Origin of the sequence: Mangrovibacterium sp. (genome assembly GCF_041596335.1) — a bacterium.
Taxonomy (GTDB): domain Bacteria; phylum Bacteroidota; class Bacteroidia; order Bacteroidales; family Prolixibacteraceae; genus Mangrovibacterium.
On the sequence record NZ_JBFHIT010000011.1, the window covers coordinates 42,125 to 59,805 of the forward strand.

The window sequence follows — 17,681 nt, forward strand, 5'->3', positions numbered from 1 at the left end:
TTCAATACGATTTAGATAAACGACAATCAAGGTTGTAAAATCAGGGTTTCACCTCAACTAAATCAGCCAATTTTCTGGCTTCTGCTTGCAATTGAAGAACATCGGCTTCCGGCTCTGCATTCAGCACCACAACCCCCATGCGGCGGTGTAAACGAGCAGCTTCCTTTCCGAAAATACGGAAGTCGGCACGTGGGTTTTCGCAAACTTGCTGAATTCCGGTATAAGTTGGATTAACCGTCTCAATGGCTGACAGCACAACGGCACTCGCGCCTGCTTTCTCGAGCCGGATTTCGGGAATTGGTATTCCGAGTATAGCGCGACAATGCAGTTCAAATTCGTTTAGGTTTTGAGTGCCGGCTAAAGTCACCATGCCGGTATCGTGCGGACGAGGCGACAACTCACTGAACACAACTCCTTCTGCTGTAATAAAAAACTCGACACCCCAAATTCCGGCTCCCCCCAGAGCTTTGGTTACTTTGGCTGCCATTTGCTGTGCGTCTTCCTCAAAGCCTTCGGGTAAAGCTACAGGCTGCCAGCTCTCCTGGTAATCACCGCGTTCCTGACGATGACCGATTGGCTTGCAAAACAAGGTTTCGCCGGTCTTTTGAGTAACAGTCAACAAAGTAATCTCACTTAAAAACGGAACAAATGCCTCCACAATAACTTCACCGGCATCGCCACGCCCCTTTTCAGCAGCAATTTTCCAGGCCTTTTCAATATCTGCTTCGACTTTAATGGTCGACTGCCCTTTTCCGGACGACGACATCAATGGTTTAACCACACATGGAATACCTACTTCGGCAACTGCGGCGTTCAATTCTTCAAAAGTTTTGGCATAGCGGTAGTTGGCTGTTTTTAATCCGAGCTCTTTGGCAGCCAAATCGCGAATCGCTTTGCGGTTCATGGTAAAATTGGCAGCCTTTGCCGAAGGAACCACTTGAATACCCGCCTTCTCATAGTCGTAAAAACGTTCGGTACGGATGGCTTCAATTTCAGGGACAATCAAATCCGGTTGGTACTTGGCTACTATCCGGTCTAGCTCAGCTCCATCGAGCATATTAATTACTTCAAATGCATCGGCAACCTGCATGGCCGGCGCATTGGCATAACTATCGACTGCAATTACGGTTTGCCCCCAACGCTGTGCCGCAATTACAAATTCTTTCCCCAACTCGCCTGATCCAAGCAACATGATCTTCTTTTGCATACCCTTTTCTGGTTTAATTTTTGTTTCGCACAAAGTTAAAATTTTCGATGGATGAATAAATCGGTACCAACATGATCCTTATCAGATTCATAAACTTACGATAACCTTTTGTGTTATAGGTACAAACCAACTTTTTCGGTATCAATAAATGAATGATTGACCTTGTCAACTAATATTATTTAAACATTAATTTCACAGTTGCGCCAAATATCGCACACGACATTTAATACTTTTGCCGACAGAAAACATTGAACAAACATGAAAACATTTTTTTACAGAATCAGAGGACGATGGCTGTTTATCGGCATGCTATTCCTCCTGAACTCCTGCGAACTTTTTGAATATCATCCTTATGACACCCAAATTTTGGATGAAACCAACGTTAACGCCAAGAATATTCAGTTAATCGAAAATCAAGACAGCTCGTCGGACACTCTACGGTTTGCATTCTTGGGCGATACGCAACGCTACTATGATGAGACGCAGGATTTCGTTGACAATATCAACAAACGGAACGACATCGATTTTGTGATTCACGGAGGCGACATTACCGACTTTGGGCTAGCTAAAGAATACGAGTGGATGTACGACATTCTGAAAAAACTGAATGTTCCGTTTGTTACCATCATAGGTAACCACGATATTGTGGGAGAAGGTAAAAGCGTTTACCTGGAGAAGTTTGGCGAATACAATTTCAGCTTCGTTTCGCATCGCACCCGTTTTATCTGTTTAAATACAAACGCCCTTGAGTTTGACTATTCCACACCGGTACCCGACTTCGACTACATGCTGGGATTCGTGACCGATTCCGCCGAAGTGGACCAAACCATTGTGGCCATGCATGCCGCTCCGTATGATGAACAATTCAACAACAATTCGGCGCTCATGTTTAATTACATTCTTGAGCAATACAACAATGTTAGCTTTTGCATCCACGCCCATGGCCACAATTTAAAAGTAAATGATTTCTTCAACAATGGCATAATTTACTACGGCTGCGACGATATTTCGGGACGAAATTATATGCTATTTACGGTTACACCCGACTCCTACAGCTACACCATTGAATACTTTTAAGCGAATACGACAATGAAAAAGACGATATACTTTACCTTCATTCTGCTTCTTTTAGGCGGTCATCTTGTTGCGAAAGAAACTCAAACAGCAATAGAACGACAACTTGAAAGAGATAAAAAAGAAGAACGGATTCGAGATCGATGGGCTCGCTTAATCCCCCGCCAAAACAAACTTCAGTTTGCCGGATCAATGGGTATGCTTTCCGGATCGGTTGGCTGGTACTACGGCAAAAAGAACCAATGGGAAACTGATTTGTTTTTGGGATTTATCCCTAAAATCGACAATCAAGATGCACACACAACAATTACACTCAAAGAAACCTACACCCCTTGGCGATTGCGGTTGAATGACGATTTAACTTATGAACCGCTAACCACCGGGATCTACATCAATAAAATATTTGGTGAACACTTTTGGGAAAAGCTCCCGGAGCGCTACCCCGAAGGATACTATTTCTGGGCTGTTAACACGCGCTTCAATCTATTTATGGGACAGGCTATTACCGTGAAACTGAACAGATCGCCTCTTTTCGGAAAGGAATTATCGTTCTTCTATGAATTTAGCACCAACGACTTGTACTTAATCAGCGCAATAGGAAACAAAACGATCTCGCCATGGGATATTGTTAGCCTTTCTCTGGGCTTGAGATACCGGGTTCTTTAATTAAACTGAGATTTTCGGGGGATGCAGTCGGACTGCAATAGCCGGAACGCATCCCTCGAAAATACCGTCAAAAATCTTAGCGGTTGGTAATTATCTCCGGATTCAGGTCGTGGTTTTCCATCCGGTACCAGGCCAGGGCCTCGAATTTTGTTCCGGCTTTGCCATAGTTCGCGTACGGATCGATGCTAATGCCACCACGTGGTAGGAATTTACCCCAGACCTCAATGTATTTTGGATCCATCAACTTTACCAAATCTTTCATGATGATATTGATGCAATCTTCGTGAAAATCGCCATGATTCCGGAAGCTGAACAAATACAACTTCAGCGATTTACTTTCAACCATTTTCTCACCGGGAATGTAGCTGATGTAGACGGTTGCGAAATCAGGCTGTCCGGTAATGGGGCACAGGCTTGTAAACTCAGGCGAATTGAATTTCACCCAATAATCGTTCTCCGGATGCTTATTATCAAAGGTTTCCAATACTTCCGGATTATAGTTGAATCCGTAGTTGGTTGCACTTCCTAAATGTTTCAAATTGTCCATAGTGGTAAAAAAGAGGTTAATTTTTTGCGAGAAGAAACAAGTTTAAAACGACACGAACACAATGATGCGGATTGGCCGCTTAAGGCCGTTTCGCCAAATAGCTTTCCAGACCATTTCTTCGTAGTTTACAGGCCGGACAGTTTCCGCATCCGTCGCCAACAATACCGTTATAGCAGGTCAGCGTTTTTGTACGAACTAAATCGAAAACGCCTAGTTCGTCGGACAAATGCCAGACTTCTTCCTTACTCCGCCACATCAGCGGAGTGTGTATTTCGTACGCAAAATCCATCGACAAATTCAGCGTTTGGTTGAGCGAACGGATAAACTCATCACGACAGTCGGGATAACCGCTGTAATCGGCCTGCCCAACTCCGGTAACCAGATGATGAATTCCCTTCGACTTGGCATAAATGGCAGCATAGGTCAGAAACAACATATTACGCCCTTCAACCAAGGTGTTCGGAGGACTATTGTCCGGTTTTTCAGCCTCAACATCCATCCCCGGTGTCGTCAGCGCATTGTTGGTAATTTGCCCGAGTAAATCGAGCTTCAAAACCTGAAAAGGAACCTGAGCATCATTCGCGATCTTAGCCGCTAGTTCCAGCTCTAGTCGGTGCTTCTGCCCGTAGTCGAACGAAAGGGCCTCAACCTCTGCGAACTTCTGCTTTGCCCAAAACAAACAGGTTGTTGAATCCTGCCCCCCCGAGAAAACGACTAATGCCTTGTTTCTTTTGCTCATTTCGTTGCGCTTATCAGCTTTTCAATTTAAAAATCAAGATCGGAGAACACCAATATGCTTTCCTGTTCCCTCGTCAAATTGAATAGCTTCATATTCCATTTTTTCTTCGAATTCTAGATTTGTTTCAACCTAAAAGGATTGTATGAAATTTCCTCGTCATACGCGTCCACCCCTTCAATCTGCTTTACTTTTCGGACTACCAGAATGGTGACAGGCAAAATAATTATTTCGTAGGTTGTTTTTAGCATTGCCTGCGTCAAAATCATGGTTAGGATTACCGGCAGCGGGAAAATGCCCGCGAAAGCGATGGTGATAAAAATCAGCGAATCAACTCCTTCACCAGCAATAGTAGACACAATGGCCCGCAATGAAAAACCTCGACCTTTGGTCATCAGCTTAAACTTACTCATAACGTAGGCATTCAGGAACGAACCCGCCATATAAGCCATTAAACTGGCAACTACCAACCGGATTGAGCTTCCCAAAATGGTCTGAAAGGCTGCTTCGTTTTCGTAGAAAGGTGCGGCCGGAACAGCTATGGCCAGTGCAAAAAATAAAGCGGCTATGATATTCACGGCAAAACCGGCCCATATAATCAGGCGCGCTTTAGCATAGCCCCAAACCTCGGCAATTACGTCGTTTACGATGTAGGCAATCGGGAAAATCAGCACACCTGCTGGAGCCGACCAAGGGCCGATCATGATGATTTTTGACGCTAAAATGTTGGCGATTAAAAGACTGGCAGCGAATAGAACCCCAGTCAACAGGAATAAAACAGATACTTGCTTTTTCATGACTCTTGTTTTTTACGTGGTTATCAAGAACACGTGATTCATAATTGGGTGCAAAGATAATGAATCCGCCAGAACTACAAATAGGGTAAACAACCAGTCATCCTGTTTTTTAAATTTTCGACACAACCAAACGCAGCTAAAGGTCGTTCGCATTTTACATTAACGCATAAGACGATTAATTTCAAAACAATACCTATTCATACTCCCACAAATGGCGTGATAACATGACTGCGTATTATCTAACAAAATTTGCTATTTTTGCATGTAGAACAGAATGAGAGCGTCACCCACCAGATCACTTCTCTTTCTTGAGATAACGAAATTTATTCCCGCTTTTTATGAAGTTTCACGAGTTTGATTTACACGACGACATTTTAGATGCCCTCCACGACATGGGTTTCGACGAAGCCACACAAGTTCAGGAAAATACCATTCCTATTATTTTAGAAGGACATGACCTGATTGGATGTGCCCAAACCGGAACAGGCAAAACAGCCGCGTTCATGTTGCCCATCATTGAAAAGGTATCGCAATTTGAAGCCGGCAAGACGCGGGCCCTCATAGTTGTCCCAACCCGTGAACTGGCGATACAGATTGAACAGCAAGTGCAAGGCTTTTCGTATTATGCCGGAACAACCTCATGCGCGATCTATGGTGGCGGAGATGGAAAGGAATGGGAAGTACAACGCAAAGCGCTGGAAAAAGGCGTTGACATTATTGTTGCGACTCCCGGAAAACTAATCTCCTTCATCGACAATAGCATTGCAGATTTAAGTCATGTTGAATTCGCTGTTTTAGACGAAGCCGACCGTATGCTCGACATCGGGTTTCACGACGATATTGTTAGAATTTTCAGCCATTTGCCGACTAAACGCCAAACATTAATGTTCAGCGCGACGATGCCTCCAAAGATCAAACAGCTCGCATCGAAGGTATTAACCAACCCAAAAGAATTTGCTTCAGCCATCAGCAAACCGGCCGAAGGAGTTTTACAGGCCGCATACATTTGTCACGAAGAGCAAAAATTACCGCTCATTCAGCAACTAATCTCCGGCAAAGACGATTGCCAAAGCATTATTGTCTTCTCCTCCACTAAACGAAAGGTAAACCTAATCGTTCGTGCCCTGCAAAAAAAAGGTCTGGACGCACAAGGCATTTCGTCGGATTTGGAGCAAAAAGAACGCGAAGAAGTGCTGATGAAGTTCCGTGCACGACAAACCCGGATTATTGTTGCCACTGATGTACTAAGCCGCGGGATCGACATCAAAGACATTAACCTGGTGGTTAATTTCGATGTTCCCGGCGATGCGGAAGACTATGTTCACCGAATCGGACGTACTGCGCGGGCGAACACCACCGGTATTGCGCTCACGTTTGTGAATGCCGACGACATGTACAAATTCCAGCAAATTGAAGCGCTGATTGAAAGTGAAGTATACAAGGCTCCACTGCCACCCGAATTGGGTGAAGGACCTGAGTGGAAAGTCATCAACAAACGAAAAGGGGGCAAAAAAGGGAATTTCCGTAAAAAAGGAAACAGCGGCGGTGGCGACTTCAAACGTAAGCCTAAAAGTTCAAGTGAGAACCGATAGCCTCGCGACAAAGTGATCCGAATCAATTATCGTGTTCCGACTTCAACGAACTAACTTAGGCAAGTAAACGCCTGCATTGATCTTCGACCGGCACCTAGCATCTCTATCCTCATCGCAAAAGGACAGAGATGCCACATCCCATCCTAAACGACTTGAATCCCCTGCTCCTCGAGCAACTTGAGGCCCAAATCTTTCAACTTATATTTCTGAATTTTCCCACTTGCAGTCATGGGGAAAGCATCAACAAAAAACACGTATTTCGGTATTTTATAGCGGGCAATTTGTCCGCGGCAGTATTCCTGAACCTCTGCTTCCGATAGATTTTTACCAGCCTTTAATTTGATGAAAGCTCCAACCTGTTCGCCGTATTTCGGACTCGGTATTCCGGCCACTTCGACAGCTTCAACCGGTTCAAGTTTGAACAAAAAGTTTTCAAGCTCTCGCGGATAAATATTTTCACCACCACGAATAATCATATCCTTAATACGTCCGGTAATCCTATAAAAACCCTCATCGGTACGCTCGGCCAAATCTCCGGAGTGAAGCCACCCGTCCTTATCGATTGCTTTTCGGGTTGCTTCTTCATTTTTGTAATAGCCCTTCATCACATTGTACCCACGGCAACAAATTTCGCCTTGTTCATTATCAGCACATTCCTCGCCTGTTTCCGGGTTAAAAATAGCCACTTCAACGTTCGGAAACTCAAAGCCAACTGTAGTTGCACGTACTTCCGGTGCGTTGTGCGTACGCGTTGCTGTCATACCAGGCGATGCTTCGGTTAACCCATACACGCTGATGATGTCTTTGATATGCATCTTGTCCATCACCTGTTTCATCGTTTCAATCGGACAAAGTGCCCCTGCCATAATTCCGGTCCGAAGGCTTGTCAGATCAAACAAATCAAACATTGGATGATTCAGTTCTGCAATAAACATGGTTGGCACCCCATAAATAGCGGTACACTTTTCCTTTTCAATCGATGCCAGCACCATCAGCGGATCAAAATCCTCGGTAATTACCATCGTGGCACCATGCGACACAATGGCACATAACGCCAAAACACATCCAAAACAGTGAAAGAAAGGCACACACACAAGCAATCGTTCGGCAGAAGTAAACCGCATACACTCGCCGGTTGCTTTACCATTATTCAGAATATTGTGATGGGAGAGCATAACGCCCTTCGGGAATCCGGTTGTACCCGATGTATATTGCATATTAACAACATCGTGACAGTTCACCGAAGTTTTGACATCTTCGAGCTCCAGATCATCCAAATGACTACCGAGAAGCATCAACTCGGCTGTATTAAACATGCCCCTGTGCTTTTCCTGTCCAATGAAAACGACATTCTTCAATTCAGGGAATTTTGGTGACTTCAACTCGCCACGAGAATGTGTTTTTAACTCCGGAATCAACTCGAACATCATGTTCACATAATCGCTGTCCCGATATTCACCAATCATGCAAAGTGTCTGAACATCCGCATTTTTCAGCAGGAATTCGAGTTCCGAAAGTTTGTAATTGGTGTTGATGGTTACTAACACTGCACCAATCTTCGCGGTGGCAAACATAAAAGTCAGCCAATCCGGAACATTGTTGGCCCAGATCCCAACTTTATCACCTTTGTGAATCCCGATATACATCAACCCTTTAGCCAGATGGTCGACTCGCTCATTAAACTGGCTGTATGTAAAACGTAGATTTCGATCGGGGTAAACCATGAATTCCTTATCCGGAGTCTCGAAGGCATATTTTTCAAGAATGCCTCCCAAGGTATAGTCGATTAATTGCATGCGGTAAATTTAGATGTTGAATGAACTAGAACGGGGCGTAAACCACTGCCAAGATGCGCGCCTTCTGCTTATTCGCGGCATGAATATTATGCATCACAATTGAATCGAGATAAATACTATCGCCCGCACTCAAGGTAAAAAGATCTTTTCCGTAATTAATTTCAATCTGTCCTTCCAGCACATAAATGAACTCCTCCCCTTCGTGGGTCGAAAGTTTATAGTCCGACTGTTCGCTTGGTTCAATTTCAACGATGAACGGCTCCATATTTCGACCAGCCTTATCGGCAGCCAAAGAGAAAAAGTTTAAATGCTCACGGGAACCACTATCCGACGAGGAGAAACGAACTCCTTTAGATTTGTCTTCGCCACGAACTACGACAGGCCCCAAGTGATCGCTATCGTCCAGAAAAGTTCCCAGCCGAACTCCCATCGCCCGGGCAATTTTAAGCAATGGCGACAATGATGGGATAACCCCTTCTTTTTCAATCTTATCGATCAGATCAGCAGATAGTCCCGACAATTCGGCTAAGCCTTCCAGACTCAGTTTTTGGGTTTCCCGAATGCGTTTAATCTTCGATCCCAGGTTGTTTTCTACAGCCATTTTGTTTTGGTTTTTCAGATGATGACTGACAAAATTAATTTTATTTTGAAAGTCCTCAAATCTTAGCGACTATCTTTTAACATGAAAAAGAGGCAACCTTTCGGCTGCCTCTTCAATTATGTTTTCAACACTTCTTATAACCAACGTAAGAATTTAAAATCCTGACGATGCGGCAAGTCTGCATTTTTAGGATATAGACGTAATCCATAGTTGTACAATCCCGGCTCCATCAGGTTTAAACTTAGCTTATAGGTATTTCTACCTGTGGCTGAAGCTTCAGGTTCAAACTCTAAGGTCTCTACCAATTCCATTTCTCCATTGGATCCCTTCGATGTAATCAACATCTCAAGTCCAATATCATCGCTTGAAAGCGACTTAAGATCTAACTCAACGCTGGCAGAATAGGTTTCACCAATTTTCATGGCATTTGTGATTCCATCAGCGAGATTAATATTAACCACTTCAATGTAGTCCCAAAGAGCAGCCACTCGATCTTTCCAGGCAGCCAACTCCTTCGCCAATTTATAATCGCTGGCAATCATCTGCTCGTAGCGTGCGGCTTGTGGGTTATAAAAGCGATCGTGATAATCGCGAATCATGCGGGTTGTTGTAAAGTTTGGAGCAACCTGTCCGATCGTATTCTTTACAATGTTCACCCACTCCTCAGAATAGCCTTTTTCATTCTGATCGTAGTAAGCAGGTACAATCTCCTCATCAAAGATGTTATAGATTGTTTCTGCATCCAGCTCATCCTGCAAGTCCTGAACATCGTAGGTACGTTCCATCGGCAACATCCATCCGGCATTTTCCTTATAACCTTCAACCCACCAGCCATCTAATACCGAGAAGTGGATCGTTCCGTTCATTACTCCTTTTTCACCACTGGTACCTGAAGCTTCCAACGGGCGAGTTGGTGTATTCAACCAAATATCGACCCCTTGCAACAGTGTCTTTGCCAGGTTAATATCGTAATTCTGCACAAAAATGATCTTACCCAAAAATTCAGGGCGTTTTGAAATTTCTACGATATACTTAATCAAATCCTGTCCGGCTCTGTCTGCAGGGTGTGCTTTCCCGGCAAAGATGAACTGAACCGGCCGCTCCGGATTATTTACAATTTTGGACAACCTGTCGAGATCGCGGAACAGCAGGTGCGCTCGTTTATACGTCGCGAAACGACGCGCAAAACCAATTGTCAACGCGTTTGGGTTGATTTTACTCAGAATTTCGGAAATCAGCTTTGGATTTTCGTGACGTTTGATCCAGCTATCTGTAAAGCGAGCTTTGATATACTCAATCATTTTGAGTTTCAATCCTTTTTTCAGATTCCAGATTTCTTCATCCGGCACTTTATAGATTTTATCCCATGAGTCGAAATCAAGTTGATTTTCGACAAATGTTTTTCCAAAATATTTGAGGTGCAATTCTTTCCATTCCGGGGCGGTCCATGTTGGATAGTGAACACCATTCGTCACGTATCCAATATTGAGTTCTTCCGGAAGGAATCCTTCGTACATATGCTTCAAAATGTCCTTCGACACTTCCCCGTGCAGCCAGCTAACGCCGTTAATTCCTTGTGAAAGGTTAGCTGCCAAATAACTCATATTGAATTGATCCTCGGAAGCATTCGACTTACCAAGCATAATAAAGTCTTCCCAGCTAAGGCCAAGTTTTTCAGAATAAAAGTCCATGTATCCACGGAACAAATCCTGATGGAAAGCGTCGTGTCCGGCCGGAACCGGTGTATGTGTCGTAAACAAAGTTGATGCCCGAACCACTTCTTTAGCTTGAGCGTAGTTCAACGATTTTTCGTGCATGAAGTCTTTCATACGCTCCAAGCCAATCATGGCTGCGTGTCCTTCGTTACAATGATAGACTTGCGATTCCACACCTAATGCTTTCAACGCACGAATACCACCCAGTCCAAGCAGCATTTCCTGCTTCAAGCGGTTTTCGTTGTCACCACCATACAAGTGGTGAGTTACGAAACGATCCTGGTCACTGTTCTCTTCAAAATCGGAATCCATCAGATACAAACTTATGCTTCCAACTTTAGCTTCCCAAACGCGGGCTTTCAGTGTGCGTCCCGGATATTCAACTTCAACCTTGATCCAATTTCCATCTTTATCAAAAGCTGGTTGAACCGGAATTTTATTGAACTGTTGAGCATCGTAGTTAGCCATCTGATCACCATGAATGGAAATCACCTGCTTAAAATATCCGTATCGATACAGCAAACCAACAGCTACGAGGTTCACTTTTGAGTCACTGGCTTCTTTTAGGTAGTCACCGGCTAAGATACCGAGACCTCCGGAAAATATCTTCAAACTGTCGTGAAGACCATATTCCATACTAAAGTAGGCGACCTGAGGCCCAGCGGGCTTACTCCTGTCATCCAAATATTTTTGCAAATGAGCGTAAACTCCTTGCATTTTGGCCACAAAAGCATCATCGTTCTCCAGTTCGTGGAAACGCTGGTAGCTCACTTTGTCCAACAAATCAATTGGATTGTGTGAAGTTTCCTCCCAGATTTCCGGATCGATAAACTCAAATAACTCTCGGGCATCTGAATTCCAAGCCCACCATAAATTTTTGCTCAACTCTTTCAGAGGAGCCAATTTCCCGGGAATGTTTGATTCAACAAACAGTTTCTTCCAATTTCCTATTTCCACAACAAGTTGTTTTTAAAATTTAATGACTCTGCTTCTGCTTTCTTGCTGTATTCGATACAAAAAGACACATTCGCCCTTTTAGATCACAAGCCCCAGACAGAACTACATCAAATTGGAGTTTAATACTAATCTTTCTTGGTTGATTTAGTTGCGGTTCTCTTTTGATTAGTCGCAGCCGGCTTCTTCGCTTTTAATTTTTTGGAAGATCCAACTTGCAGATTCTTAAGTTCCAGTTCGTATTGGCGAAGCTTTTCGTCTTTCTCCGCTAGTATATCGTTTAACGCTGCAATCTCTTTGTCAACCTTATTTTCAGGAACAAAACTATTCAAACGAAGTTCAAAATCACTAAGCACGTTCATATAATTAATGAAAGCTTCATATGGGCTTTCGAACGGATTATAAGTACGTTGTGCATTTCCATCGGTGAAAAATCTTGTGTTCATGTAATAAAAATGGTTGCAAACCTGCAGGTAATCCCAGTCTTTACAAAGCGCCGGATCACTAACATTCATCATCCTGTTCTCCAGTTTATACAGCTTATCGAATGCTTCTTGTTGCAACTCATTTCCCAACCAGATTGACAAATCGCGTTCCTCGTTCGACCACGATATTGGATGAGGTACGCTAACCACTGAAATCGGCTGAAACGATTCGGCAACTTCTGATGGCGTAGCGAATTTGAAGGTTGAATATTTTGCTACCGCTGCCGGCAGTTCTTTCAAAAATTTAAAAATGCCGGATGACTCGCGTTGGTATTCACCAAAGACTTCGTATTCCATAAAGAGGTTGATGATTTCATCCTTTTTATTGGAATTCATCCACTCAACATATTTTTTAGGTGTCAACGGATATTCACTCCATGCTTGATTCGAAAAACGGAACGACAGGTCATCGCTTAGTTGAAAGTTTCTCATCAACAATTTCAGGCGCGGATTCGCAGCACTGCAATACAGGTAGTTTGGCGATTTCCAACCAAGGACATGCTTCGGCCCTTCGGTCAACATGGCCTTATAGCCCATATCGGAAACAAGACTTCCTATTTCGTCGGAATAAATTTTCTCGGTATTCGAGAATACGCTAGGTTCCTGACCAAAGTATTTCTGAATCATGGCAGCGTGTTTTTCCACACTTTTCCTGAACAACTCCGGCTTTTTTAACGCTACAAGCGAATGGGAAAAGGGTTCTGCCAAAAACTCCACCTGTCCTGTTTCAGCCAATTCAATAAATGAATCCAACACCTCCGGCGCATACAATTCAAACTGTTCCAAGGCTGTACCCGAAATTGAAAAGCTGACCTTAAAGAAATCTTTACTCTTTCTGATCAAATCCAGCAAGATTTTATTCGCTGGCAAATAGACATGATCTGCCGCCTTTCTTATAATGGTTTCATTTGAGTAGTCATCATAATAGTAATGGTCATTCCCAATATCAAAGAAACGATATCTACGAAACCGAAAGGGTTGATGCACCTGGAAGTTTAAACAAATGGCTTTCATAGTCTTTTCCTTTATTAACTGTTAATCATTGCTTTTAAATACACATCGCGAACATTTTTGGCCGAGTTTTTCCATTGCAGGCTATCCACCTCTTCTTTTCCATACTTCATAAAAGTGTTCCACAAGGCCGGGTAATTTAACAATCCGTAGATTGCATCAGCCATAGCGTGTGTATCCCAATAGTCGATTTTTACGGCATATTTAAGGATTTCGGAAACACCCGATTGATGTGAAATTATTACTGGCACATTTGATTGCATAGCCTCGAGCGGAACGATACCGAATGGCTCCGACACTGACGGCATAACAAAAACATCGCTCATACGAAACATATCGAACACATCGTCGCCTTTCAGGAATCCTGTAAAATGAAACCGGTCACTGATTTTTAGTGCCGCAGCTCTTTTTACCATTGCATTCATCATATCTCCACTACCGGCCATCACAAAGCGAACGTTTTTCATTTTTTTCAGAACCAGATTGGCTGCCTCGACAAAATACTCCGGTCCTTTTTGCATCGTAATTCGGCCGAGAAAAGTTACAATCTTTTCATCAACTCCCTTTTTCAGCCTAACTTTTTCTTCGGCGCTCACCGGCTCCACGGCATTATAAACTGTTGTAACCTTTTCCGGATCAACCCCATAGCGTTCAATCACAATTTTCCGGGTCAGATTACTTACGGTTATAATTTGGTCGGCGGCATCCATCCCACGCTTCTCAATATCGTATACCTGTGGATTAACACTCCCCCCGCTTCTGTCAAAATCCGTTGCATGCACATGAATCACCAAAGGTTTCCCGCTCATCTCTTTCGCAGCAATTCCGGCAGGATAGGCCAACCAATCGTGCGCATGTATCAAGTCGAACTCATTATCCCGGGCAATCACTTCAGCAACCAGCGAATACTTGTATATTTCGTGCAAAAGATTGTTGTCGTATTTACCTGAAAACTCCAGTCTCCCACCCTCGTCAGTTTCTACGAAACGTGTTTTTTCAGTGTACTTTTTACTGCTCATTTTCCAGAATTCTTCCGGGTCGACATAGGGCACCATTCCTGATTCCACTTCATAATAATCGATTTTCTTCTGAACATCCTCAAAATGAACCTTCTTCCGGGTAATTGGGACGGTATTCGCACCAACTAACTCCATGCTTGATTGATCTTCGTCGCCGTAAGCTTTGGGAACAACAAAAAGCACTTCAACATCTTTAAACTCGGCCAACCCCTTCGTCAGCCCATAACAGGCGGTGCCTAAACCTCCTGAAATATGGGGTGGAAACTCCCAACCAAACATTAAAACTTTCATACGCTACGGAACTATGGTAATTATATAATATTAATCTTCATACTCATTTATTATTTGAAAAAGCCGGGCAACTGCAGCAACACTCCAGGCCTGCGAAATTGCTCCTCTGGCATTATGAGGGGGGTTCCCGTCGTACATTTCGGCAATGGAACCAACACAGTGCTCTGTCATATCACTTTCAAAATCAGCCAGTATTCGCTTGACAACTGACAAACCACCACGTTTATGAATCCTCAGATAGGCTTCTGCAAAAAATTGAATCAGCCAGGGCCAAACTGCTCCCTGCTGAATCATTCGCTCGCGCTGCATAACACTCCCTTCAACCTGTCCTTCGTAAAAAGGACTCTCCGGAGTAAGACTTCGCAACCCACGTGGAGTTAAAAGTTGCTTTTTAGCAGCACTCAAAACCGCTTTTTGTTTTTCACGATCGAGTGGAGAATAATCCATCGATGCGGCGATCACCATATTCGGACGAACTGTCCAGTCTTTAGTTGTGGCGCTCACTGAATCGGCCAGGCAATTGACAGAGTCGTCCCAAAATTCATCGACAAACGACTTGGCAATTTTCGCTGACAGTTTCTCCCATTTCTTAACAAACTTCTCATCTCCGGCAACTTGAGCAAGCTCTACCGCAAAACAAACCGCGTTATACCAAAGAGCATTCACCTCCACCGGCATACACAATCGGTTAACTACCGGGCGTCCATCGACCATCGAGTTCATCCACGTCAATGGTTCGTCCTTGTATTCAGAACCTACCAGTCCGTTTTCGTACATGTGGATTCCATAGTCCGTTCCATCCCGATAAGCATTCAGAATCTGCTTCATGGGCGCACCATATTTCGACCATACAGACATCGCGCATTTCTTCTCGACATACAAATGTTGAATAGCCCAGAAAAACCAAAGTGAGATATCTATTGCTCCATATCCTTTTTCAGGTCTACCGAAGTACTTGGGGAACAAACCATTCCTCAAGCCTGCAAGTTGCGAATCGATAACTTCCTCGAAAGTATCCCGCTCTCCATGAGCCAAGGTTAAGCCAGGCAGTGCAATGAAGGTTTGCCGGGTAATCCCTGTATACCAGGGAAAACCGGCAATGATATCAGTATACTTGTCGGTGCGCACGATAAACTGCTGGCCAGAGTTTTTCAAACAGTTCAAGAAGGTGTTTCGTGGAACCCGCTTGTTAGTTTCCTTTGTAAATTTCGCTTTCAGCGAAGCTGTTTTTACTTCACCGGTTGACGCGGAAAAAATGATACTCTCTCCCTTTCTTATCGGAATTTCGAAATATCCTGGTACGTACAGGTCTTCCTGATAGTCGAACCCGCGTTCTTTTTCTTTATAATATTCTATATTGTTATACCAATTCGGAGCCGGCACAAATTCGCATTCCTTCGAGAACTGCATATTCAGAAAAGGATAGCCTTCGTACATTTTCATTTTAATACCGTTAGGCACCTCGGTGTATTTGGTATCGGCATACATATTCGCTTTGCTTAGTTGATGAATACTTCGAAAAGCGAGAAAAGGCCTAAAACGCAAAGTGGTCGGCGAGTTTGCTTCTTCCAGCGTATAGCGAATCAAGGCTTGTTCTTCGTTTTCAACCAAAAGTCGCTCTTTGGTTAGTACAACTCCGCCAACCCGCCAGGTTGTTTTCGGAACAAACTCCGCATCGAAGTCCCGGATATATTTGTGCCCCTTCGGTTCATAATGATCGCCTTCGTACTTATGTATCCCCAAATTAAACTCGGCTCCATGCTGAATCACGGTTTCATCCAACGAACTCAATAGTAGATGCTTATCTCCATCCAACCCCGGAACGGGACAAATTAACAAACCATGATACTTTCGGGTATTGCAGCCCGAAATCGTGGTACTGATGTACGAACCGGCCCGATTGGATCGAAGCACTTCTCTGGTCAGTGAATACTCCAGATTGACTAATTTACTTTTATCAAATTTCAGATAACTCATAGCTAGTTCAGACTTAGGCCTCAAAATTCATAATTGTGATAATTATCAGAAATAAACTGGGTGATTTTACTACAAAATTACTCAAACATTTTGAATCATCTTTTGTAGCGTTATTTACATCCGTTCAATTCCGTTTCGAGAAACTGTATTTCCTCGTGAAAGTTAAGATAAGGAAAATTAATCGTTAACTCCTCTATCGCGTTTAAATTCTTCATTAAAAAATCGGAATACTGCGGGACATCTTTCCGGAACGGTTTGTGCCCCATCGCTTTTTTTATTTTTGTGATTTTCTTCATCAAGTCGCTAACCTGATTCGTCAGGAACGCCTGCTTGAATCGAGACCAAATATGTTCCACCGCCAGTGGTGACAAATGCACTAAATCCGCAGCATAGAAACGATAGTCACGCAACTCGTCCATCACGATTTCATAGGATGGAAAATAGTTACATCTCTCTTTTCCATAGCCATTTACCAAGCGATCGACCGCCAGAAGAAGCGTAGATTTACTCACCTGGTTTCCGTTTGCACCATCCTTCAAGTGCCGAATTGGGCTAATTGTAAACAAGATCTTCAACTTTGGGTTAAATTTCCATAACGCTGTTAATAAATCTTTAAACTCGCCAACAATCTCCCCGGCAGTCAAGCGGTATCTCTTAAAATCACCCGCCGGAAACTTATGACAATTCGCCACAAGTTTTCCACTGGCTTTCAAATCGAAAACCCAGGCCGTTCCAAAAGTTATGATCAGGTAGTCTGCATTTTTCAAAAATTCGTGTCCTCTCTCAACCTGTCCGTTCATCTTCTCCAACGCATCATTTTCTGAACAGCCACTATATCGGCTATGGAAATCGAAACTCCCCCAAACACCAGCTTGCTCAAACAAATCGTCGGTTGTATACACTCGCTTCTGCATGAGGTTCTTCAAACTATCAGCCACCGACATTGGGTTGTAACTAATTCCGAAGGGATTGATGAGCGTTCGGAACTTGTAGTCCTCCATGATGGCCCCAATATTTTCGGTAAAGCACGAGCCCATCAACAGAACCTGGTCTGAGTAGTCCAGTTTCCAAGTGTATTTTTCGAGTTCGACTTCGGTATAATACTGATTCATAATTTACTAAATTTCTTCAACCAACTTCCAACGACTACAAATTCAGTTCTATCCAACACAAACTAGTTCGGATCTACAATTTCGCCCCGATGATTTAGGAC

14 protein-coding genes are annotated in these 17,681 nt (G+C 43.5%); 3 read left to right on the top strand and 11 right to left on the bottom strand.

Translation table 11 applies throughout. The features are described 5' to 3' along the window. Positions 1 to 40 precede the first annotated feature (40 nt). Positions 41 to 1,207, bottom strand: a complete 1,167-nt coding sequence (gene purT, locus ABZD21_RS06120; RefSeq protein ID WP_372773696.1) for a formate-dependent phosphoribosylglycinamide formyltransferase — start codon at positions 1,205 to 1,207, stop codon at positions 41 to 43. Between the two features lie 258 nt (positions 1,208 to 1,465). Between purT and ABZD21_RS06125 the strand changes: the two genes are divergently transcribed. Both ABZD21_RS06125 and ABZD21_RS06130 read left to right on the top strand, forming a co-directional pair. Beyond that, positions 1,466 to 2,284 (top strand): metallophosphoesterase, encoded by an 819-nt coding sequence (locus tag ABZD21_RS06125; protein WP_372773698.1) that lies wholly within the window; start codon positions 1,466 to 1,468, stop codon positions 2,282 to 2,284. A gap of 12 nt (positions 2,285 to 2,296) precedes the next feature. Then, positions 2,297 to 2,947 carry a hypothetical protein gene (locus ABZD21_RS06130; RefSeq protein WP_372773699.1) on the top strand — a complete coding sequence of 217 codons (651 nt, stop codon included), beginning with the start codon at positions 2,297 to 2,299 and terminating at the stop codon, positions 2,945 to 2,947. Between the two features lie 76 nt (positions 2,948 to 3,023). On the opposite strand, the gene queF is transcribed toward ABZD21_RS06130, so the two are convergent. From queF to ABZD21_RS06145, 3 genes are all read right to left on the bottom strand, one after another. Then, the gene (gene queF, locus ABZD21_RS06135) at positions 3,024 to 3,494 is read right to left on the bottom strand and encodes a preQ(1) synthase (RefSeq protein WP_372773701.1); all 471 of its coding nucleotides are present in this window, start codon (positions 3,492 to 3,494) and stop codon (positions 3,024 to 3,026) included. Positions 3,495 to 3,573: 79 nt separating this feature from the next. Beyond that, positions 3,574 to 4,233, bottom strand: a complete 660-nt coding sequence (queC, locus tag ABZD21_RS06140) for a 7-cyano-7-deazaguanine synthase QueC (protein WP_372773703.1) — start codon at positions 4,231 to 4,233, stop codon at positions 3,574 to 3,576. Positions 4,234 to 4,346: 113 nt separating this feature from the next. Further along, entirely contained in the window at positions 4,347 to 5,027 is a 681-nt protein-coding gene (locus tag ABZD21_RS06145; RefSeq protein WP_372773704.1) for a queuosine precursor transporter, read from the bottom strand. Between the two features lie 338 nt (positions 5,028 to 5,365). Here ABZD21_RS06145 and ABZD21_RS06150 point away from each other — a divergent pair, with 338 nt between their 5' ends. Continuing rightward, complete coding sequence (locus tag ABZD21_RS06150) at positions 5,366 to 6,619, top strand: DEAD/DEAH box helicase (protein WP_372773706.1); 1,254 nt, start codon at positions 5,366 to 5,368, stop codon at positions 6,617 to 6,619. 143 nt (positions 6,620 to 6,762) lie between these two features. Here ABZD21_RS06150 and ABZD21_RS06155 read toward each other — a convergent pair whose 3' ends face one another. From ABZD21_RS06155 to ABZD21_RS06185, 7 genes are all read right to left on the bottom strand, one after another. Next, complete coding sequence (locus ABZD21_RS06155; RefSeq protein ID WP_372773708.1) at positions 6,763 to 8,415, bottom strand: AMP-binding protein; 1,653 nt, start codon at positions 8,413 to 8,415, stop codon at positions 6,763 to 6,765. Positions 8,416 to 8,440: 25 nt separating this feature from the next. Continuing rightward, a complete protein-coding gene (locus ABZD21_RS06160) occupies positions 8,441 to 9,016 on the bottom strand; it encodes a cupin domain-containing protein (protein ID WP_372773709.1) in 576 nt (191 codons plus the stop codon). 134 nt (positions 9,017 to 9,150) lie between these two features. Continuing rightward, positions 9,151 to 11,688 carry an alpha-glucan family phosphorylase gene (glgP, locus tag ABZD21_RS06165; protein WP_372773710.1) on the bottom strand — a complete coding sequence of 846 codons (2,538 nt, stop codon included), beginning with the start codon at positions 11,686 to 11,688 and terminating at the stop codon, positions 9,151 to 9,153. 125 nt (positions 11,689 to 11,813) lie between these two features. Next, on the bottom strand, positions 11,814 to 13,184 hold the full coding sequence (locus tag ABZD21_RS06170; protein WP_372773711.1) for a glycoside hydrolase family 57 protein: 1,371 nt from the start codon (positions 13,182 to 13,184) through the stop codon (positions 11,814 to 11,816). 14 nt (positions 13,185 to 13,198) lie between these two features. Continuing rightward, on the bottom strand, positions 13,199 to 14,491 hold the full coding sequence (locus tag ABZD21_RS06175; protein WP_372773713.1) for a glycosyltransferase family 4 protein: 1,293 nt from the start codon (positions 14,489 to 14,491) through the stop codon (positions 13,199 to 13,201). A 30-nt stretch (positions 14,492 to 14,521) separates the two neighbouring features. Beyond that, positions 14,522 to 16,468 (bottom strand): amylo-alpha-1,6-glucosidase, encoded by a 1,947-nt coding sequence (locus ABZD21_RS06180; protein WP_372773714.1) that lies wholly within the window; start codon positions 16,466 to 16,468, stop codon positions 14,522 to 14,524. A gap of 110 nt (positions 16,469 to 16,578) precedes the next feature. After that, the gene (locus ABZD21_RS06185) at positions 16,579 to 17,580 is read right to left on the bottom strand and encodes a GSCFA domain-containing protein (protein WP_372773716.1); all 1,002 of its coding nucleotides are present in this window, start codon (positions 17,578 to 17,580) and stop codon (positions 16,579 to 16,581) included. Positions 17,581 to 17,681: the final 101 nt, after the last annotated feature.

Excerpts from the sequence above, each read along its gene's own strand:
- ABZD21_RS06170 (WP_372773711.1), bottom strand. The coding sequence starts at position 13,184 with ATGAAAGCCATTTGTTTAAACTTCCAGGTGCATCAACCCTTTCGGTTT.
- purT (WP_372773696.1), bottom strand. The coding sequence starts at position 1,207 with ATGCAAAAGAAGATCATGTTGCTTGGATCAGGCGAGTTGGGGAAAGAA.
- ABZD21_RS06185 (WP_372773716.1), bottom strand. The coding sequence starts at position 17,580 with ATGAATCAGTATTATACCGAAGTCGAACTCGAAAAATACACTTGGAAA.
- ABZD21_RS06155 (WP_372773708.1), bottom strand. The coding sequence starts at position 8,415 with ATGCAATTAATCGACTATACCTTGGGAGGCATTCTTGAAAAATATGCC.
- queF (WP_372773701.1), bottom strand. The coding sequence starts at position 3,494 with ATGGACAATTTGAAACATTTAGGAAGTGCAACCAACTACGGATTCAAC.
- ABZD21_RS06175 (WP_372773713.1), bottom strand. The coding sequence starts at position 14,491 with ATGAAAGTTTTAATGTTTGGTTGGGAGTTTCCACCCCATATTTCAGGA.
- ABZD21_RS06145 (WP_372773704.1), bottom strand. The coding sequence starts at position 5,027 with ATGAAAAAGCAAGTATCTGTTTTATTCCTGTTGACTGGGGTTCTATTC.
- ABZD21_RS06130 (WP_372773699.1), top strand. The coding sequence starts at position 2,297 with ATGAAAAAGACGATATACTTTACCTTCATTCTGCTTCTTTTAGGCGGT.
- ABZD21_RS06150 (WP_372773706.1), top strand. The coding sequence starts at position 5,366 with ATGAAGTTTCACGAGTTTGATTTACACGACGACATTTTAGATGCCCTC.
- ABZD21_RS06160 (WP_372773709.1), bottom strand. The coding sequence starts at position 9,016 with ATGGCTGTAGAAAACAACCTGGGATCGAAGATTAAACGCATTCGGGAA.
- ABZD21_RS06125 (WP_372773698.1), top strand. The coding sequence starts at position 1,466 with ATGAAAACATTTTTTTACAGAATCAGAGGACGATGGCTGTTTATCGGC.
- ABZD21_RS06180 (WP_372773714.1), bottom strand. The coding sequence starts at position 16,468 with ATGAGTTATCTGAAATTTGATAAAAGTAAATTAGTCAATCTGGAGTAT.
- queC (WP_372773703.1), bottom strand. The coding sequence starts at position 4,233 with ATGAGCAAAAGAAACAAGGCATTAGTCGTTTTCTCGGGGGGGCAGGAT.